Annotated in this window: 20 protein-coding genes and 2 riboswitches; of the genes, 13 read left to right on the top strand and 7 right to left on the bottom strand. The window is 69.2% G+C overall.

Going from position 1 to position 23,334, the window contains the following annotated elements; all coding sequences use genetic code 11:
• Window positions 1-7: 7 nt before the first annotated feature.
• Window positions 8-1,780, bottom strand: a complete 1,773-nt coding sequence (locus JD292_RS11040; protein WP_200132805.1) for an L-aspartate oxidase — start codon at window positions 1,778-1,780, stop codon at window positions 8-10.
• A 77-nt stretch (window positions 1,781-1,857) separates the two neighbouring features.
• On the opposite strand from JD292_RS11040, the gene JD292_RS11035 reads away from it, so the two are divergent.
• The gene (locus tag JD292_RS11035; RefSeq protein ID WP_200132804.1) at window positions 1,858-2,847 is read left to right on the top strand and encodes a LysR family transcriptional regulator; all 990 of its coding nucleotides are present in this window, start codon (window positions 1,858-1,860) and stop codon (window positions 2,845-2,847) included.
• Window positions 2,848-2,950: 103 nt separating this feature from the next.
• On the opposite strand, the gene sufU is transcribed toward JD292_RS11035, so the two are convergent.
• Entirely contained in the window at window positions 2,951-3,421 is a 471-nt protein-coding gene (gene sufU, locus JD292_RS11030) for a Fe-S cluster assembly sulfur transfer protein SufU (RefSeq protein WP_200132803.1), read from the bottom strand.
• A complete protein-coding gene (locus JD292_RS11025) occupies window positions 3,418-4,722 on the bottom strand; it encodes an aminotransferase class V-fold PLP-dependent enzyme (protein WP_200132802.1) in 1,305 nt (434 codons plus the stop codon). Before JD292_RS11025 ends, sufU begins: the two co-directional genes overlap by 4 nt.
• Window positions 4,723-4,866: 144 nt before the next feature.
• Here JD292_RS11025 and JD292_RS11020 point away from each other — a divergent pair, with 144 nt between their 5' ends.
• Complete coding sequence (locus JD292_RS11020; RefSeq protein WP_233614164.1) at window positions 4,867-5,517, top strand: trimeric intracellular cation channel family protein; 651 nt, start codon at window positions 4,867-4,869, stop codon at window positions 5,515-5,517.
• Here the strand turns inward: JD292_RS11020 and JD292_RS11015 are convergent.
• A complete protein-coding gene (locus JD292_RS11015; RefSeq protein ID WP_200132800.1) occupies window positions 5,474-6,712 on the bottom strand; it encodes an MFS transporter in 1,239 nt (412 codons plus the stop codon). The two genes, JD292_RS11020 and JD292_RS11015, sit on opposite strands and share 44 nt — an antisense overlap.
• 103 nt (window positions 6,713-6,815) lie before the next feature.
• On the opposite strand from JD292_RS11015, the gene rsmI reads away from it, so the two are divergent.
• The 7 genes from rsmI (at window position 6,816) to JD292_RS10980 (ending at window position 14,904) form a co-directional block, all read left to right on the top strand.
• Window positions 6,816-7,643, top strand: coding sequence for a 16S rRNA (cytidine(1402)-2'-O)-methyltransferase (gene rsmI / locus JD292_RS11010; protein WP_200132799.1), 828 nt, complete (start codon window positions 6,816-6,818; stop codon window positions 7,641-7,643).
• 114 nt (window positions 7,644-7,757) lie between these two features.
• The gene (locus tag JD292_RS11005; RefSeq protein ID WP_200132798.1) at window positions 7,758-8,279 is read left to right on the top strand and encodes a hypothetical protein; all 522 of its coding nucleotides are present in this window, start codon (window positions 7,758-7,760) and stop codon (window positions 8,277-8,279) included.
• A gap of 147 nt (window positions 8,280-8,426) precedes the next feature.
• The gene (locus tag JD292_RS12520) at window positions 8,427-9,452 is read left to right on the top strand and encodes an FKBP-type peptidyl-prolyl cis-trans isomerase (RefSeq protein WP_200132797.1); all 1,026 of its coding nucleotides are present in this window, start codon (window positions 8,427-8,429) and stop codon (window positions 9,450-9,452) included.
• 127 nt (window positions 9,453-9,579) lie between these two features.
• Complete coding sequence (gene dxr / locus JD292_RS10995; RefSeq protein WP_200132796.1) at window positions 9,580-10,668, top strand: 1-deoxy-D-xylulose-5-phosphate reductoisomerase; 1,089 nt, start codon at window positions 9,580-9,582, stop codon at window positions 10,666-10,668.
• 141 nt (window positions 10,669-10,809) lie between these two features.
• A complete protein-coding gene (locus tag JD292_RS10990) occupies window positions 10,810-12,318 on the top strand; it encodes a M50 family metallopeptidase (protein WP_200132795.1) in 1,509 nt (502 codons plus the stop codon).
• 154 nt (window positions 12,319-12,472) lie between these two features.
• Window positions 12,473-13,600 (top strand): flavodoxin-dependent (E)-4-hydroxy-3-methylbut-2-enyl-diphosphate synthase, encoded by a 1,128-nt coding sequence (gene ispG / locus JD292_RS10985; protein ID WP_200133002.1) that lies wholly within the window; start codon window positions 12,473-12,475, stop codon window positions 13,598-13,600.
• 458 nt (window positions 13,601-14,058) lie between these two features.
• On the top strand, window positions 14,059-14,904 hold the full coding sequence (locus JD292_RS10980) for an endonuclease domain-containing protein (protein ID WP_200132794.1): 846 nt from the start codon (window positions 14,059-14,061) through the stop codon (window positions 14,902-14,904).
• Between the two features lie 72 nt (window positions 14,905-14,976).
• Here JD292_RS10980 and JD292_RS10975 read toward each other — a convergent pair whose 3' ends face one another.
• The gene (locus JD292_RS10975; protein ID WP_200132793.1) at window positions 14,977-16,470 is read right to left on the bottom strand and encodes an RNB domain-containing ribonuclease; all 1,494 of its coding nucleotides are present in this window, start codon (window positions 16,468-16,470) and stop codon (window positions 14,977-14,979) included.
• A gap of 317 nt (window positions 16,471-16,787) precedes the next feature.
• On the opposite strand from JD292_RS10975, the gene JD292_RS10970 reads away from it, so the two are divergent.
• Entirely contained in the window at window positions 16,788-17,825 is a 1,038-nt protein-coding gene (locus tag JD292_RS10970) for an LOG family protein (protein WP_200132792.1), read from the top strand.
• A gap of 57 nt (window positions 17,826-17,882) precedes the next feature.
• Here JD292_RS10970 and JD292_RS10965 read toward each other — a convergent pair whose 3' ends face one another.
• A complete protein-coding gene (locus JD292_RS10965) occupies window positions 17,883-20,234 on the bottom strand; it encodes an ATP-binding cassette domain-containing protein (RefSeq protein ID WP_200132791.1) in 2,352 nt (783 codons plus the stop codon).
• Between the two features lie 53 nt (window positions 20,235-20,287).
• Between JD292_RS10965 and JD292_RS10960 the strand changes: the two genes are divergently transcribed.
• Window positions 20,288-20,674, top strand: a complete 387-nt coding sequence (locus tag JD292_RS10960; protein WP_200132790.1) for a hypothetical protein — start codon at window positions 20,288-20,290, stop codon at window positions 20,672-20,674.
• 67 nt (window positions 20,675-20,741) lie between these two features.
• Complete coding sequence (locus JD292_RS10955; protein WP_200132789.1) at window positions 20,742-21,662, top strand: CPBP family intramembrane glutamic endopeptidase; 921 nt, start codon at window positions 20,742-20,744, stop codon at window positions 21,660-21,662.
• 54 nt (window positions 21,663-21,716) lie between these two features.
• On the opposite strand, the gene aroQ is transcribed toward JD292_RS10955, so the two are convergent.
• Window positions 21,717-22,157: a type II 3-dehydroquinate dehydratase gene (gene aroQ, locus JD292_RS10950; RefSeq protein WP_200132788.1), complete on the bottom strand. Its 441-nt coding sequence runs from the start codon at window positions 22,155-22,157 to the stop codon at window positions 21,717-21,719.
• A gap of 92 nt (window positions 22,158-22,249) precedes the next feature.
• On the opposite strand from aroQ, the gene trmB reads away from it, so the two are divergent.
• Complete coding sequence (gene trmB, locus JD292_RS10945) at window positions 22,250-22,996, top strand: tRNA (guanosine(46)-N7)-methyltransferase TrmB (RefSeq protein ID WP_200132787.1); 747 nt, start codon at window positions 22,250-22,252, stop codon at window positions 22,994-22,996.
• Between the two features lie 110 nt (window positions 22,997-23,106).
• A riboswitch (glycine riboswitch) is annotated at window positions 23,107-23,207 on the top strand.
• Window positions 23,208-23,312: riboswitch (glycine riboswitch) on the top strand. It abuts the riboswitch before it with no gap.
• Window positions 23,313-23,334 lie beyond the last annotated feature (22 nt).

Genomic DNA, 23,334 nt, shown 5'->3' with positions numbered 1-23,334 from the left:
GCAGCGGCTACTCCACGAGCTTGCCGTCCACGTCGTCGCTGATGCTCGCCTCGGCGAGCGAGCGGAAGGAATCCGGAGCCTCGGCGACCCGCTCGAAGGACACGCCGTCCTTCGGCGTCCAGATCATGTTTCCGCGCAGCTCGTCGCTCTGCTCCGGGTAGTCGGAGCGGTTGTGGCAGCCGCGCGTCTCGCGACGCTCTCGCGCGCACTCGAGCGTGGCCCGTGCCGCGAGCAGCGAACCGAACAGGTCGAACGCGTGCGACAGATCGTCAAACCCGGCGATGTCCGGGTGCGCGGTCATCCCCGCGGCTCGCTCTTCGAGCGCATCGAGCTTCTCGAGGCCCTCGGTGAGGCCGGCTTCGCTGCGCACAACGCCGGCGTGCTCCGTCATCAGGTCGCGGAGCGCGCGCTGCAGGCGCCGCGGGCTCTCGGTGCCGTTGCCGTCGAGGAGCCCGCGCATCTCCGCGCGCGCCTCGGCGACGGCTGCGGGGTCGCGATGCACGGTGGTGAGGCCCGACACATAGGAGGCCGCGTCGGATCCCGTGATCCGGCCGTAGACCAGGAGCTCGATGAGCGAGTTGCCGCCCAGGCGGTTCGCGCCGTGCAGGCCGCTCGAGGCCTCGCCGATCGCGTAGAGACCCTCGACTCCGGTGCCGTGATCCTCGGGGCGCACCCACACGCCGCCCATCGAGTAGTGCGCGGTCGGGGCGACCTCGATCGGCTGCTCGGTGATGTCGAGCATCTGCAGGTCGATGAGGGTTCGGTAGACGCGGGGCAGCTTCGACATGATCGTCTCGCGCGGGAGATGGGACACGTCGAGGTACACGCCGCCCTTCTCGGTGCCGCGACCCTCGGCGATCTCGGTGTAGTTCGCGAGCGCGACGCGGTCGCGGGTGGACAGCTCCATCCGCTCGGGATCGTACTTCTCCATGAAACGCTCGCCGAGGGCGTTGCGCAGCACGCCGCCCTCGCCGCGGGCCGCCTCGGACACGAGCGTTCCGGCCGCGTCGCTGGGCTCGAGGAGCCCCGACGGGTGGAACTGCACGAGTTCGGCGTCGCGGATCTTGCCGCCGGCGAGCGCTGCGAGCCGGAACGAGTCGCCCGTGTTCTCGTCGCGACGGGAGGAGGTCTGACGCCAGATCCGGTTGTGCCCGCCTGCCGCGAGGATCACGGCGTCGGCGTGGATGACGACGGGGGAACCGTCGACCACGTCGAAGCCGTATGCGCCGAAGATCCTGCCGTCGCTCTCGAGGAGCCTCGTGATGTAGATCGTGTCGATGATCGGGACCTTGAGCTCGGCGGCGCGGCGCATCAGCGTGCGCTGGATCTCGAGGCCCGTGTAGTCGCCTGCGTAGGCGGTGCGGCGGTACTTGTGAGCCCCGAAGAAGCGCTGGCTGATCCGGCCGTCGGCCTCCCTGGCGAAGGGCATGCCCCAGCGCTCGAGGTCGCCGATGCCCTGCGCGGCCCCGCGTGCCACGACCTCGACGATCGCGGGATCGGCGAGGAAATACGACTCGCGAAGTGTGTCGGCCGCGTGCTGCTGCCAGGAGTCCTCGGGGTCCATCGTGCCGAGCGCTGCGTTGATGCCGCCGGCCGCGAGGGTCGTGTGGGCATCGTGGGCCCGGCGCTTGCCCACGGCGAGGACCTGGATGCCGCGCTCGGCGAGTTCGATGGAGGCCCTGAGGCCGGCGCCGCCCGTGCCGATGACCAGCACGGAGGTGGAGACGAGGCGCTCGTTGGCGGGTGCCCCTGGGACGTTTTCAGCGGTGTGTGTGCTCATGCGGACCACGCTAGGCACGCGCTCACCATTACTCCAATGAATAGATTTCATCATTATGATGCGGATAGGCTATCGATATGAATCTGGAACAGCTGCGCGGTTTCGCGGAGATCGCCGAGATCGGGCATTTCACCCGAGCCGCGGAGCGCCTGCACCTCGCGCAGCCCTCACTCAGTCGCCAGATCTCCAGCCTCGAATCGGAGTTCGGGCTCGAACTCTTTCACCGCGTCCGCGGCGGCGTCCGCCTCACCACCGCGGGGGAGCGCCTGCTGCCCTACGCGCGCAGGATGCTCGCCGACGCCGACGCCGCCCGCGACGAGATGGCGAGCCTGGCCGGGCTGAAGCGTGGCCGGATCAGGCTGGGAGCCACCCCGACACTGTGCACGAGCCTCGTGGTCGAGGTGCTCGCCGAGTTCCGCGAGCGGTACCCCGAGATCGAGATCGAGATTCTCGAGCGCGGTTCGCGGAGCCTGATCACTGCCCTCGTCGAGGGGAGTCTCGACCTCGCCCTGATCGTGACGAGCGTGTCCTCTGGCGCAGCTCGAGCGGTGCTCGAACTCGAGTCGGTGCTCTCGGAGCGGCTGGTCGCGGTGTCGGCCGCTGACCGCCCGGATCCGTTCGCGGGACCCGGATCGGCTGGCCGGGGTCCCGGCAGCCGCCACCGCGGCCCCGTCACGCTCGAGCAGCTCTCCGGCGTGCCGATCGTGCAGTTCCCCGAAAGCTACGATCTCCGTTCCGCGCTCGACTCCGCGTTCCGGACGGAGGGTGTGCAGCCGCTGATCGCGGTGGAGGGCGCCGAGATGGACGCCGCCCTGCGATTCGCGGAGCGCGGCGTCGGCGTCGCCGTCGTGCCAGCGATGGTCGCCGCGGATCGCCCGGATCTCCGGGCGGCCCCGCTCGCGAGCGAGGCGCTCGCCCGCACGATCTCCGTGGCGAGGCGGGCCGACATGGCGCCCAGCCCGGCAAGCGCCGCGATGCAGGCGCTCATCAGGGATATTGCCGATCGGCTCGCGGCGCAGAGCGGGTCGCTCGGCCGCTATGTGACGAGGATGCCCAGCGGCGGGTGATCATCGCGGCGCCGCGAGCCTCCCGGCCGCTGGCCGCTGGCCGCTTCCCGCGGCCGCGAGCGTCCAGGCCGTTGGCCGCTTCCCGCGGCCGCGTCAAGCGGGCTCAGGCGCGCTGCGCGGCGACCTGCTTGAGGTCGGCCTCGAGCGCGACCCAGCCGAGCATCGCGCACTTGATGCGCATCACGAACTGGGAGACGCCCTGCAGGGCGACGGCGTCGCCGAGTAGATCCTCGTCGGGCTCGATCGCGCCGCGCGACTGGATCATCTCGCGGAACGCGTCGATCCGGACCTGCGCCTCGTCAACCGTGAGCCGCTCCTCGCGGAGCAGCTGCGACAGGATCGAGGCGGAGGCCATCGAGATCGAACAGCCCTGCCCCTCCCAGGCGAGGCCCTCGACGATGCCGGACTCGGGATCGACGGCGATCGACAGGTCGATCTCGTCGCCGCAGCTCGGGTTGAACTCGTGATGGGACGCGGTCACCGCGTCCGCTGCCGCCGCGAGCTCGCCCTTCCCGACCGGACGCTTCGAGTGGTCGAGAATGAGCTCTTGATACAGTCCGTCGAGCGCGCTCACGCCGACACCTCCACTCCGAAGTACCGCTGTGCGCCGCGGAGCGCGTCGAGGAAGCGATCGATCTCGTCCTCGGTGGTGGTCAGGTGCACGCTCGCGCGGGTGGACGATGCCATTCCGAGCGCTCGGTGCAGGGGCTGCGCGCAGTGGTGTCCGACGCGCACGAGGACCCCCTGCTCGTCGAGGAACTGCCCGACGTCGTGCGCGTGCAGGCCCTCGATCGAGACCGCTGCGAGCGCGGCGCGCTGCGACAGATCTTGGGGCCCGATGAGGCGAACCCCAGGCGTCTCCTCGATGCCCGCGACGAGGCGTTCGACGAGCTCGTGCTCGCGCGCGGCTGCGCGGTCCATCCCCACTCCCTGGAGGAAATCGACGGCGGCGCCGAGGCCGACCACCTGGGAGACGGGCTGCGTGCCCGGTTCGAAGCGCATGGGCGGCGGCATGAACTCTGCGCGCTCCATCGTGACGCGCGTGATCGCGCTTCCGCCGGTGCGGGCGGGCGGGAGAGCTGCGAGCATCTCCGAGCGGCCGTAGAGCACGCCGATGCCGTTGGGGCCGAGCATCTTGTGGCCGGAGAACGCGGCGAAGTCGACGCCGAGCGCGCCGAGGTCGAGGGGGATATGCGGCGCCGATTGGCAGGCATCGAGCACGGTGATCGCGCCGACGCCTCTGGCGAGCTCGACGAGCTCGGCGACGGGGGCGATGAAGCCCGTGACGTTCGAAATATGCGCGAAGGCGAATATGCGCGTGCGCGGGGTGATCGCCTCGCGTGCGGCGTCGAGCGACCATGTGCCGTCCTCGCCCACCGGAATGAACGTGAGCGTCGCGCCCGTCTTTGCCGCGAGGCGCTGCCAGGGGATCAGATTGGCGTGGTGCTCGGCCTCCGTGACCAGGATCTCGTCACCCGCGCCGAGGGCGAAGCGTTCGCTGCCGTCGACGCCGAGCCCAGCGTTGGCCTCGCCGATCCCGAGCGCGATGAGATTCAGCGCGTCGGTGGCGTTCTCGGCCCACACGATCTCCTCGGGCTTCGCGCCCACGAACGCCGCAACGCGCGCCCGCGCGCCCTCGAACGCCTCGGTCGCCGCTCCCACTGCGCCGCTCGTGCCGCGATGCACGGCGGCGTTCGCCGTCTCCAGGAACTCGCGCTCGGCGTCGAGCACCGCGGCCGGCCGCTGCGACGTCGCCGCGCTATCCAGGTAGGCGGCGGGAGCCGGCAGTTCGGCCTGGCGCGTGAAATACGGGAAAGCCGCGCGCAGATCGGCGACCTCCGCGGGGGTGAGTGCGAGAGCGGACATGATCTCCATTCTTCCATCAGCCCGCGACGCGGGACAGCCACCCGGTGCAACGACGGCGGGGGGAGTGATATTCCGAGGTCCGCCCGGATCCGGATGACCGCTTCGCCCCCGCCGCGCGGAGGAGGCCAGGACCCCGCTACAATTCAGGCCGTGATGAGCGATGCCCTCTACGAGGTCCTGCAACTGGCGGGAATCCTTGCGTTCGCGATCTCAGGCGCGCTCGTCGGGGTGCGTCGGAGGCTGGACCTGCTCGGCGTGATCGTGGTCGGATCGTTCACGGGCGTCGGTGGCGGCATCATCCGAGACATGCTGCTCGGGGTGCATCCGCCGGTCTCCTTCACCCACTGGCCGAATCTCGCGGTCGCAGTCGGCGGGGCGTTCGCGGTCTTCTTCATCCATCCGGGGATCACCCGGATCCGCTACTTCGAGGTCGTGTTCGACGCGTTCGGGCTCGGCCTGTTCTCCGCGAATGGGGCGGTCGTCGCGTTTCTGTCGGGGGAATCGCCCCTCACCGCGATCCTGGTCGGGACGATCACCGCAATCGGAGGCGGGGTGATCCGCGACGTCCTCGTGAACACCGTGCCCGGCGTCCTCACCCGTGAGCTCTACGCGGTGTCCGCGCTGCTGGGCGCGGGGATCGCGGTCGGCATCGCCGCGCTCGACGGCAGCGCGTGGCTCGGATCGCTCGTCGGCGGCGCCGCCGCGATCGTGCTGCGCCTCACCTCGGTTGCCAGGGGCTGGCATCTGCCGAAGCCGCGTTTCAGCGGTCCTGGGGAGGATCCAAGCGCCGATCGCGAGGGGTGATCAGGAAATTCACCACTCCTACGGTGAGCGCGAGGCTCGCGGCCGCGAGCGGCATCACGAGCGCGGCAGCCGTTCCCCGACCGTCGGCGAGCACTCCCGTGATCGCCGCGGCGGCGGACTGGCCCACCATGAGCGAGGTCCCGAGCAGCGTCATGACGGTCGCAGAGCGGCCTGACGGGCTCCGGAGCGCCCCGAAGCTATAGAGGGTGACGAGCAGCGGGCCGATTCCGATGCCCTGCACTGCGAGCGCGAGCATCATGCTCGGAATATCGTGCGCGAACTGGAGAAGCACGCCGCCGACGACGATGATCGCGGCGAAGATCGGCCAGCGGGTGCGCAGCGAGAAACGCTCGGGAAGCGCTGCGACCCCGATCGCGCAGATCGCCGACCCGACGCCCATGACCCCGTAGAACAGGCCGGCGCTCTCGGCATCGCCGCGATCCCGCATGAACGAGGTGAGCGAGGTCAGCGCCGATCCGAAGAAGACGCCGACGGCGAAGATCCCGATCACCGTGACGATCAGGCCGGGACGAAAGAGCTCGGATGACGGCGCGACCTCGCCGATGCTCGCCCCCGCGGTACGCTCCGGCGATCCGGTCCGGTGCAGCGCGAAGGCCGTGACGAAGATGAGCGTGAGGACCGCGGCGCCGACGATCGGGGCCCACGCCCCCATCGTCGTCGCGAGCAGGCCGACGAACACCGGCCCGAAGACGAAAATCACCTCGTCGGCCGCCGATTCGTAGGCGAGGATGTTCGACAGCGTTCGCGGCCGCTTCACCGGTGGCAACTCGGTCTTGACGATCGTCACGAGTCGCGAACGGGACATCGGAGAGGTCTGCGGGGCCGTCGCTCCGGACAGGAAGGACGCCAGGAATACCCAGGCGATCGGGAGATCGCTGAACGCGACCCACGCGAGAAATCCGAGCATGACACTGTTCGCAGCACCGACGATGAGCAGCACGGGACGCTGACCGTAGCGATCCGCGGCGGCGCCGATAAACGGACCGAAGCAAGCGACGCCCAGGCCGACGGCCGCGGAGTTCAGCCCCCCGAGTTCGACCGAGCCCCTGGCTGAGACGACGAGGGTGAGCACGCCGATCACCATCATCGCGTAGGGCAGTCGCGAGACGAGCGCGAGGGGGAAGTAGAGGAACCCGGTGCGCTGGATCAGCGTGGGTTCGGCGGGCTTGTGCATAGCCGAGAAAGTCTACCAGCGCGGCGGCCCCACACGCCGAGGCGTTCGAGGAGATCGGGGCGCTGGGCCGTTCGGCACATCCGGGGCGATCTACGATAGAGGCATGATCATCCTCGCCGCGACGCCCATCGGAAATCTGGGGGACGCGTCGCCGCGACTGCGTGAGACGTTCGAGGCGGCGACCGTGATCGCGGCGGAGGACACCCGCCGCACCGCGCAGCTGCTGCGGATGCTCGAGATCGAGAACCGGCCAGAGCTCATCGCACTGCACGATCACAACGAGCACGAACGCGCCGCGGCACTCGTCGAGCGTGCGGCGTCCGAGGACGTCGTGCTCGTGAGCGACGCTGGCATGCCGACGGTGTCCGACCCGGGGTTCCGTGTGGTGCAGCTCGCGGCGGAGCGGGGCGTCGAAGTGACCGCCATCCCCGGACCGAGCGCGGTGGTGACGGCGCTCGCCGTCGCGGGGCTCCCGACGGATCGCTTCGCGTTCGAGGGGTTTCCGCCCCGGAAGCAGGGGGAGCGGTCGCGCGCGCTCGGCGCCCTCGCGACCGAGCGGCGCACGCTCGTCTTCTTCGAGGCGCCGAGCAGGCTGGCTGAGTCGCTCGCCGCGTTCGTCGAGGCGTTCGGTCCAGAGCGGCGCGCGGCGGTGTGCCGCGAACTCACCAAGCTGCACGAGGAGGTCAAGCGCGGCACCCTCGCCGAACTCGCGGCGTGGGCGTCCGAGGGCGTGCGCGGCGAGATCGTCGTCGTTGTGGAGGGCGCTCCCGAACTGGCGGCCTCACCGGAGTCCGCGCTCGCCGAGGTGCAGCAGCGCGTCGCGCAGGGGGACCGGCTCAAGGACGCGGCCCGCGAGGTCGCCGCGGCGACCGGGCTCTCCGCGCGGGAACTCTACGCTGCAGCGCTCGCGGCGCGGAGCACGGCGAGCTAGCCGCCGCGCCGGGCGCCGCGCGTCCCGCGGCTCCGCAACACCGCGATCCACCGGCCTCACCGAGGAGTCCGCCAGACCATACGAAGGCGCAAGACCGCAGGAAAGGACACCACCATGGCCAAGAAACCAGGAGCGATCCGGCAGCCGTCGCTCGAGGAGCGCGCTGCGGAGCGCACGCGGATCAAGATCGAGCTCTTCCGCGTCGCCCTTCCCGTGCTCTGGTTCGGCATGATCGCGGCGATCTCGTTCATCGAGGCTCCGCTCAAGTTCCAGGCCCCCGGCATCACGATTCCCCTCGGCCTCGGGATCGGCCGGCTCGTCTTCGCAGCGCTCAACATCGCGGAGGGCGCGATCCTGCTGGCGTTCACGATCCTGTCGTTCTGGCCGACGATCGCCCGCGTCGCGGGGAAGCGAGTGCTCATCTGGTTCGGCCTCGTCGCCGTGTACGCGTCCAAGATCGTGTTCGTGCGGCCGCCGCTGAACGCGCGCACCGACCAGGTCCTGCAGGGCGCCGATCCCGGGCAGTCGCCGTGGCACTACGTCTACATCGCCTGCGACGTGATCACGATGATCCTCCTCGTCGTCGCGGCAACCGCCGCGGCTCGAGCGCTCATCCCGCCGAAGCCGCGGGCCTGATCGCGCCGCAAAAAATGGTGACCCCGCCCGCGAGGGAACGCCCGCAGAAACCGGTCGTTCCCAGGCAGCAGGCAGTCGGGGTAGGCGATACTCGATAGTCGATCCCGAATCGGGAAGTACCTGTTGATCGTTAAGGACACATCACACGTGAAAGTCACTCGCGCGCTTCTCCCCGTCGGCCTCGCAGCCGCTCTCCTCCTCGCTGGCTGCACCTCGGGCAACGCGCCCGCGAAGGACGCCACGGGCGCCGACTGCCTTCCTGGAGGAGCGGCGAGCCAGGGGATCAAGGTCTCGGGCACCACGGGCAAGGATCTGAAGATCACCTCGAAGACCCCGGTGAAGGCCACGAAGGCAGAGCGCACGGTCCTCAAGGAGGGCAAGGGGAAGGTCGCCAAGGCCGGCGAGTCGATCGCCGTGTCGATGACGATCTTCAACGGCTCCGACGGCAAGGCAATGCAGCAGGTCCCCGAGAGCTCGGTTCCCTTCACGAAGGACAGCCTCGCGATCTGGGCCTACGACGGCATGCGCTGCGCGCTGCCCGGTGAGCAGACCGCCGTCGTGGCCCCGTACAAGGAGGTGTTCGGGTCGACGGATCCGGCGGCGCTCGGCATTGAAGGCCTCAGCCAGAAGGACTCGATCGTCGTCGTGCTCAACGTCGGCAAGATCGATGAGACCGTGAACGGCAGCAGCTCGGGAGAGCCCGGCACCCTCGCGCCGGACAAGCTCCTCAAGAAGGCCGAGGGCAAGGCCCAGCAGCCGCCCAAGGGATTCCCGAGCGTGACGCTCGCGAAGAGCGGCGAGCCCACGATCACGATCCCCAAGGATGTGAAGCCGCCGTCAAAGCTGGAATACGCGACCCTGATCAAGGGCGACGGCGAGAAGGTGAAGTCCGGAGACCGCGTCTACGTCAACTACCGCGGCGTGATCTGGCGCACCGGCGAGGAATTCGACTCCAGCTGGTCGCGCGGGGAGCCGGTCCCGTTCATCACCACGGGCGTGATTCCCGGCTTCGAGAAGGCCCTCGTCGGGCAGACGGTCGGGTCGCAGGTCATCTCCGTCGTTCCCGCGGAAGACGGCGGCTACGGTGCGGCCGGCCTCGAAAGGATGGGTCACAAGAAGGACGACGTCATGGTGTTCGTGCTCGACGTCGTCGGCACGGTGCACGCGAAGTAGCGTCTCGGCGTGAGCGGCCCCGCTTCCCACATCGGTGGGAGCGGGGCCGCTTCGCGTGTCCGCGAGCGCGCAGCCGACCTCGAACTCGGCGGCGCGGGCCGGCCGATCGTCGGGCAGAATGGAAGCCATGAAGCGCGTCGTGATCCTCGGTTCCACTGGTTCGATCGGCGAGCAGGCGCTTGACGTCGTCCGCAAAAACCCGCAGAAGTTCCAGGTCGTCGGCCTGATCGCGGGCAGTAGCGCGGAACGGGTCGCGGAACAGGCGGCCGAGTTCGGGGTCGAGCACACGGGCCTCGGTGCTGCAGCCGCCGAACAGCTCGTCCGCGACCTCCCAGCCGACGTCGTACTCAACGGCATCACCGGATCGATCGGCCTCGGGCCGTCGATCGCCGCCCTCAAAGCGGGCCGCACCCTCGCGCTCGCGAACAAGGAATCGCTGATCGTGGGCGGCGACCTGGTCAAGGATCTCGCGGCACCTGACCAGATCGTGCCCGTCGATTCGGAGCACTCCGCCATCGCCCAGGCCCTCCGCTCCGGCAGCCACGACGAGGTGCGCCGCCTCGTCCTGACGGCCTCGGGAGGACCGTTCCGCGGACGCAGTCGCGCCGCTCTCGCCGGCGTCACCCCGGCGCAAGCGCTCGCGCATCCCACCTGGAACATGGGCCGCGTCGTCACTACGAACTCGGCAACCCTCGTGAACAAGGGCCTCGAGGTGATCGAGGCGCACCTCCTGTTCGGGATCTCCTACGGCGACATCGACGTCGTTGTCCACCCGCAGTCGATCGTGCACTCCATGGTCGAGTTCGTCGACGGGTCGACGATCGCGCAGGCTTCACCGCCCGACATGCGTCTCCCGATCGCGCTCGGACTCAACTGGCCGGCGCGCGTTGCCAACGTCGGGGCGCCCCTCGACTGGACCACCGCCCAGACTTGGAACTTCGAACCGCTCGATGACCAGGCCTTCCCCGCGGTGAAGCTCGCGAAGGAGGTGGGCCGCGCGCGCGGAACCTATCCCGCCGTCTACAACGCAGCGAACGAGGAGGCTGTCGACGCGTTCCACGACGGCCGGATCGGGTTCCTCGACATCATCGACACGATCCAGGCCGTGCTCGACGCGCACAACCCGCCCGAGAAGCTCACCCTCGAGTCGCTCGGCGAGGCGGAGCGGAGCGCGCGGGCGCGGGCGCAGAAGGTGATCGCCGCGCGGGAGCGGTAGCGCGCGACGAGGCGCGGGGCGCGGGAGAACGCCTGGCCGCCCCTCGATCCCTCGCCGGCTCGCCTCCGCGCCCTCGCGATGGCGCCTGAGCGCCCACGATCGCACAGCGGGCCGACAGGCGCGCGCGACTACTCTGGACGGGTGACAGAAGTGCTGCTCTACGTGCTGGGGATCCTGATCGTACTCCTCGGCCTTGCCGTGTCGATCGGGCTTCACGAGATCGGCCACCTGATCCCGGCGAAGCTCTTCCGCGTGAAGGTCACCCAGTACATGATCGGCTTCGGCAAGACGGTCTGGTCCCGCAAAAAAGGCGAGACCGAGTACGGGGTGAAGATCCTTCCGTTCGGCGGCTACATCGCGATGACCGGAATGTATCCGCCCCAGAAGCCGGGGGAGACAGCCCGTCCGTCGACGACGGGATTCCTCAACTCCGTCGTTCAGGAGGGGAGCCCGATCGGGCAGAAACCCGACAGGGCCGAAATGAGCGAGAAACTGGCTCACGCCGAGGGCGGTCGCGGCGGCGAGATCGTCGCCGAGCTCGAGCGCATCGGCGACGACGACACCCGGGTCCAAGAAGTCGACGAACCGCAGGTGCGCCGTGGAATCGGAGGCCTTGTCGACGACGCGCGGCTCGCGAGCGCGGAAACCATCGCCGACGGCGAAGACGACCGCACCTTCTACCGCCTTCCCGTGTGGAAGAAGATCATCATCATGCTCGGCGGGCCCGCGATGAACCTCGTGCTCGCCTTCGTGTTCTTCGGCATCTACCTCGTCGGATTCGGGCTTCCCCAGAACAGCACCACGCTCGGTCAGCTCAGCCAGTGCCTGCAGCCCGCTGGCAGCACCGCGACGTCCTGCCAGTCGGGCGACCCGGCCGCGCCGGCCGCGGCAGCGGGCCTCAAGCCCGGCGACAAGATCCTCGCCGTCGACGGCAAAAAGATCGGCACCTGGGATGAATTCCGGGGCCTGATCGGGAACTCTCCCGGACAGAAGCTGAGCGTCGAGATCTCGCGCGATGGCGCGGCGCAGACCGTCGAGCTCACCCCGGTCGCCAACGAGCGCGCGGTCATCGACGCGAAGGGGAACACGGTCACCGGGCCGGACGGCAGGACGCAGACCGAGAAGGTCGGCATGATCGGGGCACTTCCCGCCTCCGAAACCGTTCCCCAACCCATCACCGCGGTGCCCGAGTTCGTCGGCACCAACGTTTCCCAGGTCGCGGGCGTGATCGTCCGGCTCCCGCAGCGCATGGTCGACGTCTGGCAGGCCGCGTTCGGTGCCGAGGAACGCGATCAGAACGGCCCCATGAGCGTCGTCGGCGTCGGCCGCCTCGCCGGCGAAGTCGCGAGCCTCGACGCGCCCGTCGCCGCGAAAGCGCAGACCATGGTCGGGCTCCTCGGCTCCCTCAACGTGGCGCTCTTCGTGTTCAACCTGATCCCGCTCATGCCGCTCGACGGCGGGCACGTCGCCGGCGCGCTCTACGAGGGGCTGAAGCGCGGGATCGCCCGGCTCCGCGGCAAACCCGATCCTGGGCCGGTCGACACCGCGCGCATGGTGCCCGTGACCTTCGCCGTCGTGATCGTGCTCGGCGCGATGAGCCTGCTGCTCATGTACGCCGACATCGTGAAGCCCGTCTCGCTGTTCGGGTAGCGGAGGCGGTGCCGCGGGAACGGCCCAGGTGGGGTCGCGCGCGCCGCGCCGCGCGCGGGCGCCGGGGCCGTTCCCCGAGGTCAGAGGCCCCGAACCGAGGCGGTCCCCAGCGAGCGGCGCTAGACTCTCACCCGTGGCAGCAGTTAATTTGGGAATGCCCAAGATCCCCGAGGTCCTCTCTCCGCGACGCAAGTCCCGCGAGATCAAGGTCGGATCCGTCATGGTCGGCGGAAACGCTCCCGTATCGGTGCAATCGATGACTACGACACCGACCACGGACATCAACGCGACCCTCCAGCAGATCGCGGAGCTCACCGCAGCCGGCTGCGACATCGTGCGCGTCGCCTGCCCGAGCCGCGACGACGCCGAAGCGCTCCCGATCATCGCGATGAAGAGCCAGATCCCGGTCATCGCCGACATCCACTTCCAGCCCAACTACGTGTACGCCGCGATCGACGCCGGCTGCGCCGCCGTCCGCGTCAACCCGGGCAATATCCGCAAGTTCGACGACCAGGTCGGCGAGATCGCGAAGCGCGCCAAGGCAGCCGGCGTGTCGCTCCGCATCGGCGTCAACGCCGGATCCCTCGATCCCCGTCTGCTGCAGAAGTATGGCAAGGCGACGCCCGAGGCGCTCGTCGAGAGCGCCGTCTGGGAGGCGTCCCTCTTCGAGGAGCACGACTTCCACGACTTCAAGATCTCCGTCAAGCACAACGACCCGATCGTGATGGTGAAGGCCTACCGCATGCTCGCCGAGCGCGGCGACTGGCCCCTGCACCTCGGCGTCACCGAGGCGGGCCCCGCGTTCCAGGGCACGATCAAGAGCGCGACCGCGTTCGGCATCCTCCTCTCCGAGGGAATCGGCGACACGATCCGCGTCTCCCTGTCGGCCCCGCCCGTCGAAGAAGTCAAGGTCGGGCTGCAGATCCTGCAGTCCCTCAACCTGCGCGAGCGCAAGCTCGAGATCGTGTCGTGCCCCTCCTGCGGGCGCGCGCAGGTCGACGTCTACACCCTCGCCGACGAGGTCACGAAGGGCCTCGAAGGCATGAGCGTGCCGTTGCGTGTCGCCGTCATGGGCTGCGTCGTGAACGGACCCGGCGAGGCGCGCGAAGCCGACCTCGGCGTGGCCTCCGGCAACGGCAAGGGCCAGATCTTCGTCAAGGGCGAGGTCATCAAGACCGTGCCCGAGAGCGAGATCGTGGCGACCCTGATCCAGGAGGCGAATCGCCTCGCCGCCGAAATGCCTGATTCGGAGAGCGGGACGCCCGAGGTCATCACCGCGTAGCCGGTCTGGCCGGCGGGCGCTTGGGCGCGCGGCGGCCGGGGTGTTTGCGGGCGGGTTTGCCGGGGTGCCGTCCTGCGGGCTGCCGTCGTGTTGCTGTGCTGGCGCCATCCACCCGGTTGCCGCACGGCGGGAGGCGCGATCCAGGCAGCGAACCCGTGTTCTCCGTGATCCGGAGGCGCCCGGCGCCGGCCGCGTGCGTTCAATAAGCAATGTGCGTTAAATAAGTCGAAATTCGCGAATCTGGACTTATTTAACGCACATTGCTCTGTTTGTGAACCGAGGGCACCGCGGGCGCGAGGGATCCGCGGGTGCTGAGGGGTCCGCGGGCGCGAGGGCACCCCGGGTGCCGGGGCACCCCGGGCACCGCGGAGGCCCCGCCTTCGTGCACCGCCGGGAGGGACCCAGAATCACCGCCACTTATCCTCAGTGCGCGAGGAATCCGGGCGACGCGGCGCCACATGCATCAGGATCACCGTATGCCCGTTCAATTTCTCAGGGGCCTTGGCGGCATCGCCCGGTCCCGTGACCTGCAGCACGCGGGGTTTTCCCGCCGGCGAATCCTGAATGAGATTCGCCAAAAAACCATGGTCAGGCCACGGAAAGGATGGATTGCGATCTCGGAGTGCGAGCCGCTCCTCCTGCAGGCGGCCGCGAATGGTCTCGTGGTCTCGTGCGTAACGCAGGCACGAAGACTCGGCCTGTGGAACGTGGGTGGAGCTGACGCGGCGCCGCACTTCAGGGTTCGCGCCGCGGGTGCTGCAAAGTATCCCGGCCGAGCACGGCTGCACTGGCACCGGGCCCTGGTGCGGGTGCCTCCATCCGCGCTGGTTGACTCGATCGAGGACGCGCTCCACATGGTGGCCCACTGTCGACCGTTCGACGAAGCGCTCGCTGTGTGGGAATCGGCTCTGCGTCAGCGAAAGGCTGATTGGTCGGTTCTCGAGGCGCTCCCGATGCGCGGCGCGGCCCGCGATGTTCGAGCGGCGGCCCTGCCGTTCTCGGATTCCGGTTTGGAAACGATCTTCCGGACTCGGCTGAGCTGGCTCAGGATCCCGATCTATGCGCAGTCGTGGATCCTCGGGCACCGCGTGGACTTTCTCCTGGGTGAGCGGCTCGTCGTGCAGATTGACGGCGCGACGCACACGGGGCCACAGCGGACGAGAGATAACGAACATGACGCGCAGATGCTGCTGCGCGGGTATTTCGTGATCCGAGTCGGGTACCGGCAGGTGATGCACGAGTGGCACGAGGTGCAGGAGGTGATTATGCGAGCGATTGCAGAGGGTTTGCACCTGCGCGGGTGAGGCAGACGGTAGCCGAGCGCGGAGGGAGCGTGCACCTGCGGGAGCACGTCAGGAAAAGAGGCGAGCGCCCGCTCAGCCGGCGGACTCGGGCGCAGCCTCAGCGACCTCAGCGACCCCGACGACCCCGACGGCCCCGACGACCTCGACCTTCCCGCTGGGCACATCGGCTGCCACCACGCGGACCCGCGCCGCGCCGCCCGCCACGAGCGGCCCGGCGGGGCAGTTCGTGGTCACGGGCGGATCCGAGATCTGGATCCTGGCGCGGTCGCCGCGGACCTCGAGTACGGTCGCGTCGAGCACATCGCCGACGCGATCGCGGAGCAGCGCGGCCTCAACACGGTCGAGGGCCGCCGATCCGACGCGGGAGGCGAGTTGGGAGGAGGCGCGCATGAGCGCGGGGAGTTCGGCGAGGGAGGAGGAGGCCCACTCGGGGACGGGCGTGCCCGCGCAGATCGCCTCGCAGATGACGAGTCCCCAGCGGTCGACGAGGCGGCGGAGGGGTGCGGTGACGTGGGCGTAGGGGGCGGCGATCGCCGCCTGGATCGGCTCCTCCGGCGGGCTGTCCGTGAAGGGAGCGTAGTCGGCACCGCGGAAGAGGCCGGAGGCGGCGATCAGGATCGACGCCGTGATCGGGTCTTCTCGGTCGAAGCTGCGGAGGAACTCTCCGTACGCCTGGTCTTCTGGCCACGGGTGTCCGAGCGCGGCCACGCGCTCGCGGAACTCGGCGAGCGCCTCGGGTGTCGGCGCGGGCATGGTGCGCAGGATTCCGATACCGGCCTCGAGCATCATCTCGCCCGCGGCGATGCCGACGAGGAGCGAGAGCTGAGCGTTCCACTCCTCGACCGGGAGCGGGAAGCGGCGCTCGATCCGGTATCCGGATTCATCGCGCACGATCTCCTCGTCGGGGAGGTTCAGGCTCGCGCCGCCGCGCAGCCGCTCTTGGGCGATCCGGAGCTCGCCGATGACCGGGAGCAGCGCCAGCGGGCCCTGCTCCTCACCGCGGTCGATCGCGGCCTGCGCCGCCGGGTAGTCGAGCTTGGCTCGCGAACGGACCATGGCGCGTTCGACGTGCGCTGCCGTGGTCGCGCCCGCCGCGTTGAGCCGGATGGTCCAGACAAAAGCACTGCGATCCTGCTCGGGAAGGAGGGAGGCGTGGTTCTCGCTTAGGATCTCCGGGTGGAGGGGGACCTTGCCGTCCGGGAGATACAGCGTCTGTCCGCGTTCCCGGGCCTCCGCGTCGATCGCCCCGCCGGGGCGGACGAAGCCCGGCAAATCGGCGATCGCGTAGCGGGCGATCCACCCGCTGCCGTCGGCGCTCTCGGGATCCGATTCGAGGTGCAGCGCCTGGTCGAGGTCCTGCGCGCCGGGTGGGTCGAGCGTGACGAATGGGATCTCGCGCAAGTCGAGCGACGGGCGCGGTGGGTTCTCCGCGGCGTGCGCCGCCTCTGCGAGTGCGGCCTCGGTGAAGCCGCTGGGCACTTCGGCCTCGGCTCGGAGCGCGGCGAGCGCCGCGGCGAGCTGTCCGTGTGCGGATTCCGGGGTCAGACGTGTGCGCCGTGCTGGCATGAGGACAGACTACCGGCAGGTGTCGCGGCCGAGGTGGGCGCCTGATCAGGGGAGGAGGCGTGGCGAAACACGGGAATACTCGCGGGCGGCCAGGCGAGGAAGCCCGGCGGATCAGGGGAACGGTCCCGGCGGATCTGGGGAACGGTCCCGGCGGATCAGGGGAACGGTCCCGGCGGATCAGGGGAACGGTCCCGGCGGATCAGGGGAACGGCCCCAGCGGATCAGGGGAGCAGCCGCGGCGGATCAGTGAGTCGGCGCGGCGCCGACGGCGAGTGGGCCGCCCCCAGGCCCGAAGCTTCCGTCAATAGACTGTGGGCATGACGATCGCGAATGAACCCGAGGCCGTTCAGGCCGAGCTCGACTCCGCCATCGATGAACTCATCGCCGAGTCCGGAATCACCGGCCAGAAGTCGCTGATCCGCCGGATTATCGCGACCGGACTGGGGCTCGGCGAGGATCGCGCGACCCGGCTCGATCTGAAGATCACCGCGGCCGCGATCGAGGAGATGCGGATGGCGTTCAGGCTGTTCGCGCCGTATGAGGATCTGCCGAAGATCACGGTGTTCGGATCGGCGCGGACGAGCGAAACGGATCCGCTGTGGGAGAGCGCCCGGGCGGCGGCCGCGGCGCTGTCGGAGCGCGGCTGGCTGGTGGTCACCGGGGCCGGCCCGGGAATCATGGAGGCGGCCGCGACGGGAGCGGGTCCGGATCGATCGCTCGGGATCTCCATCCGGTTGCCCTTCGAAGAGGCGCCGAACGCGATGCACGAGGACGAGTCCAGGCGCGTCACCATGAAGTACTTCTTCACCAGGAAGTTGATGCTCGTGAAGGAGTCGAGCGGGTTCATCTGTCTGCCCGGCGGCTTCGGGACGCTCGACGAGACCTTCGAGCTGCTCACGCTGCAGCAGACGGGCAAGGCGGAGCCGGTGCCGATCGTGCTGCTCGATCGGCCAGGGGGCACGTTCTGGCGGGGGTTCGAGCGGTTCGTCATCGAGGAGCTCGCCGGGTCCGGAATGATCTCGGCAGACGATCTCGATCGTGTGCTCATCACGGATTCCGTCGAGGAGGCGGTCGCTGAGATCACGGGGTTCTGGCGAAACTATCGATCGCTGCGGTGGGTGCGGGACCGGCTCGTGCTGCGCGTTGCCCACGCCCCGAGCGATGCCCAGCTGGCGCGGCTGAACGAGCGGTTCGGGTCGCTGTGCCAGACCGGGGCGATCGAGCGGACGGAGCCGCTGCCGGAGGAGCGCGCGGATCGCGACGAGCTCGAGCTCGAACGCGTCACCCTGATCCCTCGACAGCGCGCTGCCGGCGATCTCTACCGCCTGATCAAAGGGTTGAACGAGATCGTGTGACCGCGCGGGCGCTGCGCGGCCACCACGCGTCCCAGAGCGGTCCTGCGCCGCCCCGGCTCAGCTCACGTACTCCGCGAGGTGTTTCGCCGTGAGCGTTTTTCCCTCGGCGATGAGGTCGCGAGGGGAGCCCTCGAACACGATCGTGCCGCCCTCCGATCCCGCTCCGGGCCCGATGTCGATGATCCAGTCCGCGTGGGCCATGACGGCCTGGTGGTGCTCGATCACGATCACGCTCTTGCCCGCATCGACGAGTCGGTCGAGGAGACCGAGCAGCAACTCGACGTCGGCGAGGTGGAGGCCGGTCGTCGGCTCGTCGAGCACGTAGGTGTCGGCGTCCTCGAGCATGTGGATCGCGAGCTTGAGGCGCTGGCGCTCGCCGCCGGACAGCGTCGACAGCGGCTGGCCGAGGGTGAGGTAGCCGAGTCCGACGTCGACGAGCCTGGTCAGGATCTTGGCCGCCTTCGGGATCTTCGTTTCGGCGGCGGAGAAGAACTCGAGGGCGTCGGACATGGAGAGGTCGAGCACCTCGGCGATGTTCTTCCCGCCGTAGTGGTAGTCGAGCACGGCGGCGTCGAAGCGCTTGCCGTCGCAGACCTGGCACACGCTCTCCATCGTGGCCATCATGCCGAGGTCGGTGTAGATGATCCCGGCGCCCTTGCACTCGGGGCAGGCGCCCTCGGAGTTTGCGCTGAACAGCGCGGGTTTCACCCCGTTCGCCTTGGCGAACGCCGCGCGGACCGGGTCGAGGAGACCCGTGTAGGTTGCCGGGTTGGAGCGGCGCGAGCCCTTGATCGCGCCCTGGTCGACGGTGACGACCCCGTCGCGGGGCGAGACGTAGGTGTTGATGAGGGTGCTCTTCCCGGATCCCGCGACGCCGGTCACCGCGCACAGGACCCCGAGGGGCACGTCGACGTCGATGTCGCGCAGGTTGTGGCGATCCGCGCCCCGCACCTCGAGCGCGCCCTTCGGCTCGCGCACGGTCTTCTTCAACCTGGCCCGGTCGTCCAGGTGCGTCCCGGTGCGGGTGCCGGAGCGGCGGAGCTCCTCGACGGTTCCCTCGAAGCAGATTTCGCCGCCGTCGGATCCCGCGCCGGGGCCGAGGTCGACGACGTGATCAGCGATCGCGATCATCTCGGGCTTGTGCTCGACGACGAGCACCGTGTTGCCCTTGTCGCGCAGCTTCAGGAGGAGCTGGTTCATGCGCTGGATGTCGTGCGGGTGGAGGCCGATCGACGGCTCGTCGAACACGTAGGTGGCGTCGGTGATGGGGGAGCCGAGGTGGCGGATCATCTTCGTGCGCTGGGATTCGCCTCCGGAGAGGGTTCCGGTCGGACGGTCGAGGCTCAGGTAGCCGAGGCCGATCTGGACGAACGACTCGAGGGTGTCGACGAGCTTCGCGATGAGCGGGGCGAGACCGGGATCGGAGATGCCGCGCACCCAGTCGACGAGGTCGCTGATCTGCATAGCGCAGGCGTCAGCGATGGAGCGGCCGTCGATCTTGGAGGAGCGGGCCGTCTCGTTGAGCCGCGTGCCGTCGCACTCGGGGCAGGTGTGGAAGACGATCGCTCGGTCGACGAACGCCCTGATGTGGGGCTGCATCGCCTCGCGATCCTTCGACAGCATCGACTTCTGGATCCGGGGGATTAGGCCCTCGTAGGTGAGGTTGACGCCCTCGACCTTGATCTTCGTCGGCTCCTTGTAGAGGAGATCGTCGAGTTCGCGCTTCGAGTAGTCCCCGATCTTCTTGTCCATGTCGAACAGGTCGGCGAAGAGTCTTCCCCACCACCCGTCCATGCTGTATCCGGGCACGCGCAGCGCGCCCTCCGAGAGCGACTTCGAGGCGTCGTAGATCTCGGCGAGCTCGAAGTCGCTGACGGTCCCGCGGCCCTCGCAGCGCGGGCACATGCCGCCGAGGACCTCGAAACTGCGGCGCTCCTTCACCGTGCGGCCGCCCTTTTCGAGCGTCACCGCCCCCGCACCGCTGATCGAGGCCACGTTGAAGGAGAACGCATTGGTCGATCCGATCCGGGGCTCGCCGAGCCGGGAGAACACGATCCGCAGCATCGCGTTCACGTCGGTCGCGGTGCCAACCGTGGACCGGGGGTTGGCTCCCATGCGCTCCTGATCGACGATGATCGCGGTGGTGAGTCCCTCGAGCACGTCGACGTCTGGGCGCGACTGCGAGGGCATGAATCCCTGCACGAAGGCGCTGTACGTCTCGTTGATGAGCCGCTGCGACTCGGCGGCGATCGTGCTGAACACGAGCGAGCTCTTCCCCGAACCGGAGACCCCGGTGAACGCGGTGAGGCGGCGCTTCGGCAGGTCGACGCTGACGTTCTTGAGATTGTGTTCTCGGGCGCCCTGGACGCGGATCGTGTCGTGCGAGTCGGCGGGGTGGGTCGGTGACATGGGGACAGCGTACTCGCAGATCGGACGGCGGATCCGTCAGTTAGGCTCGAATCATGAGCGCCCCCGACACCTGGATCCCGCACCACCGAGAAGACGGTGAGCTCGTCGGGTGGATCGAGCCGTCCGGCGAGGGGTTCGTCCCGTTCGATCTGTTCGGTCGCGCCCGCTCTGCCGAGGCGATTGACTGGGTGAGCGCGGAGGACGCGCTCGAGGAGATCGGGATCGGGTTCCTCGCGGCGCTGCACGCCTACCGAGCCGAGGACGGCTCGTGGGTGCAGGTGCGGATCACGGAGCTGTCCACGGACGGGATCACGGTCAAGGAGGACGATCTCGGGGCCGTCGGCGTGACGAAGCCGCAGTACGTCGTGCCGTTCCCCGTCGACGACCGGCTCGTCCCGCTGGACGAGGCTCCCGGTCCGGTGCGCGGGCCCTTCGACTGATCCCCCGGCGAGCGGTGCGCCGCGGACCCGACGGCGGTTCCGCGCCTCCTATCGATACCCTGAAGGGGTGAAACAGCCGCTGCGATCAGGACCGACGGTGAAGCCGTGGCACGTGATCGCGGCGTCGCTCACGGTGCTTTCTGCTCCGGCGTTCTTCGTGTTCGAGGACCTGCTGGCCGGGGTCGTTCTGCTCGTGCTCGGGCTCGCGGCGGCGTGGTACGCGGACCGCGGCGGCTGCGACGAGGCCTGTTCGATCCCGCTGGACGCCGATGACCGCTCGCTGCGCGGCGGCCGGGCTGCTGCGACGATCGGCGCGCCGCGCACGCCCTCGCTCCTGCGGGATCTCTTCCTGATCGCGCTCGGCCTGGGGATCGTGCGGACGATCCCGCTCGCCGCGCACCTCGACACCCTGTCGATGGTGAAGTTCACGTTCGCGCTCGGCGGCGCGGTCGCCGTGCCCTACGTGCTCTCGCGTTTCGTGTTCCGGGATCGGGCCATTGCGTTCCCGTGGCGCGGAGGCGACCGGTGGGGGCGCTTCCACTGGGTGTGGCTCGCCTCCGTGATCGTGCTCGGCTGGCTGATCCTGCCCTGGTACTTCATCAGCTCGGGGGTCTATCGGAACTGGCCCGTCGTCGATTCCCCCGATCTGATCGCGCGGCTGTTCGTGGGTGTGGGCGCGGTGGGCATCTGGGACGAGCTGTTCTTCGTCTGCACCGTTTTTGTCCTGCTGCTCAGGCATTTTCCCGCCTGGCTCGCGAATGCGCTCCAGGCGGTCGTGTTCGTGTCGTTTCTCTGGGAGCTCGGGTATCGGGCGTGGGGTCCGCTGCTCACGATTCCCTTCGCGCTCGTGCAGGGCATGATCTTCCTGCGCACGCGCTCGCTCGGCTACGTGGTGACGGTGCATCTCATCTTCGACGCCGTGGTGTTCGCCGTGCTGGTGCACGCGCATAATCCGGCGCTGTTCGATGTCTTTCCGACGGCGCCGTAGGGGAGCGGAGGGGGCGAAACCCGGATCAGCTGGCCGGCGCGCTGCCCCCGAGAACTACCCTGCGATCAGGGCCGCGAGGCGTCGCACCGCGAACTCGTAGCCCTGCACGCCGCAGCCAACGATCACTCCCGCTGCGACGCCGGAGATGAATGAGCGGTGCCGGAACTCCTCGCGGGCGTGCACGTTCGAGATGTGCACCTCAACGGTGGGGAGCTCCACTCCGGCGATCGCGTCGCGGAGCGCGATCGAGGTGTGCGTGAAGGCACCCGGGTTGATGACAATGCCAGCGCAGTCCTCGCGGGCGGCCTGGATCGCGTCGATGAGCGCGCCCTCGTGGTTGCTCTGCACCGCGCGGACCTCGAGACCGAAACCGGCGGCCGTGCGCTCCGCGAGCGCCTCGACGTCTGCGAGCGTCTCGCTGCCGTAGATCTCCGGCTCGCGAGTGCCGAGAAGATTGAGATTCGGGCCGTTCACGAGCAGAATGCGTGCGGTCATGGTGCGCTCCCTAGCGGATCGGTGCCGGTGCACCCATGGTAGCGGGCCGCCATCGCTTTGCTCCCGGAGCGCCCGCCGATTAGCGTTGTGGGGTGACTGAGCAGCAGCCCCCCACCGCAAAGAACTACGACCCGAGCACCTTCCGGGACAAGCCGGTGTCCTTCGTGCGACGCGGCGGGCGCATGACCCCGTCCCAGGAACGCGCCTGGGAGGGGCTGCGGCACCTGTACCTCGTGGACGTCCCGCACGGCCGCGCCGCGACGAGCGTGGCCGAGGGCGCGACGGGGGATCCTGCCGAGATTTTCGGCCGCGAGGCGCCGCTCGTGGTCGAGGTCGGATCCGGGCAGGGGCACGCGATTCTGCACGCCGCGCAGGAGCGCCCCGACACGAACTTCCTGGCCATCGAGGTGTTCCGCGCAGGCCTGGCGCGCACCATGATCCGCGCGGAGTCGGCCGCGGTCGATAACCTGCGCCTCGCCGAGGCGAACGCCCCGGAGGTGCTTGAGCGCTTTCTCCCCGAGGGATCGGTCGACGAGCTCTGGGTGTACTTCCCCGACCCGTGGGCGAAGGCGCGCCACCAGAAGCGCCGCCTCGTGAACGAGGAGTTCGCGGGGATCGCCGCCCGCGCCCTGCGCCCCGGCGGCCTGATCCGGCTCGCAACCGATTGGGAGGACTACGCCGAGCAGATGCGCGAGGTGCTCGACGCCGCGCCCGACTTCGAGCGAGCCTTCGCGGGCGACTGGGCCGAGCGCTACGACGGCCGCGTGCTCACCGCATTTGAGAAGAAGGGTTCCGATAAGGGCCGCGCGATCAGGGACCTGACGTACCGTCGCCGATAGCAGGCACTCCCCTCATCCCGCACGGGTGATTTTCCGCGCGCGCACGAGCCCGGAGTTCCGAGCCGCCGCGACCCCGTGTAGAGTTGCGCGTATTCGTGAATATCGGCCACTAAGTCGTGGCGGGAGAGTCCGGAACCCCCTGGGGAAGCCGGCGCCGTAGGAGCAATTTCCTCCCCGGGAATCTCTCAGGCCCCCGTACCGCTGCGACGCGGCAACTCTGGAAAGCGATCGGCTGTGTGCCGGTCCACCGTCGGTGCAAGGGCGCACGCGCAGGCGCGCGCTCGAATCTCTCAGGTCCATGTACAGAGCGGGGAGGGTCCCAACTCACTCGTGCTTGC

The organism is Leucobacter edaphi (genome assembly GCF_016522535.1).
GTDB classification, from domain to species: domain Bacteria; phylum Actinomycetota; class Actinomycetes; order Actinomycetales; family Microbacteriaceae; genus Leucobacter; species Leucobacter edaphi.
This window is presented reverse-complemented; position numbering and strand designations above follow the sequence as displayed.

What these genes read in the sequence shown, in the direction of transcription:
- ispG (WP_200133002.1), top strand. Translation starts at nt 12,473, where the DNA reads ATGCCCAAGATCCCCGAGGTCCTCTCTCCGCGACGCAAGTCCCGCGAG.
- JD292_RS11035 (WP_200132804.1), top strand. Translation starts at nt 1,858, where the DNA reads ATGAATCTGGAACAGCTGCGCGGTTTCGCGGAGATCGCCGAGATCGGG.
- aroQ (WP_200132788.1), bottom strand. Translation starts at nt 22,157, where the DNA reads ATGACCGCACGCATTCTGCTCGTGAACGGCCCGAATCTCAATCTTCTC.
- JD292_RS11015 (WP_200132800.1), bottom strand. Translation starts at nt 6,712, where the DNA reads ATGCACAAGCCCGCCGAACCCACGCTGATCCAGCGCACCGGGTTCCTC.
- JD292_RS10980 (WP_200132794.1), top strand. Translation starts at nt 14,059, where the DNA reads ATGCATCAGGATCACCGTATGCCCGTTCAATTTCTCAGGGGCCTTGGC.
- JD292_RS11040 (WP_200132805.1), bottom strand. Translation starts at nt 1,780, where the DNA reads ATGAGCACACACACCGCTGAAAACGTCCCAGGGGCACCCGCCAACGAG.
- JD292_RS10965 (WP_200132791.1), bottom strand. Translation starts at nt 20,234, where the DNA reads ATGTCACCGACCCACCCCGCCGACTCGCACGACACGATCCGCGTCCAG.
- JD292_RS10960 (WP_200132790.1), top strand. Translation starts at nt 20,288, where the DNA reads ATGAGCGCCCCCGACACCTGGATCCCGCACCACCGAGAAGACGGTGAG.
- dxr (WP_200132796.1), top strand. Translation starts at nt 9,580, where the DNA reads ATGAAGCGCGTCGTGATCCTCGGTTCCACTGGTTCGATCGGCGAGCAG.
- rsmI (WP_200132799.1), top strand. Translation starts at nt 6,816, where the DNA reads ATGATCATCCTCGCCGCGACGCCCATCGGAAATCTGGGGGACGCGTCG.
- JD292_RS10975 (WP_200132793.1), bottom strand. Translation starts at nt 16,470, where the DNA reads ATGCCAGCACGGCGCACACGTCTGACCCCGGAATCCGCACACGGACAG.
- JD292_RS11025 (WP_200132802.1), bottom strand. Translation starts at nt 4,722, where the DNA reads ATGGAGATCATGTCCGCTCTCGCACTCACCCCCGCGGAGGTCGCCGAT.
- JD292_RS10970 (WP_200132792.1), top strand. Translation starts at nt 16,788, where the DNA reads ATGACGATCGCGAATGAACCCGAGGCCGTTCAGGCCGAGCTCGACTCC.
- JD292_RS11005 (WP_200132798.1), top strand. Translation starts at nt 7,758, where the DNA reads ATGGCCAAGAAACCAGGAGCGATCCGGCAGCCGTCGCTCGAGGAGCGC.
- JD292_RS11020 (WP_233614164.1), top strand. Translation starts at nt 4,867, where the DNA reads ATGAGCGATGCCCTCTACGAGGTCCTGCAACTGGCGGGAATCCTTGCG.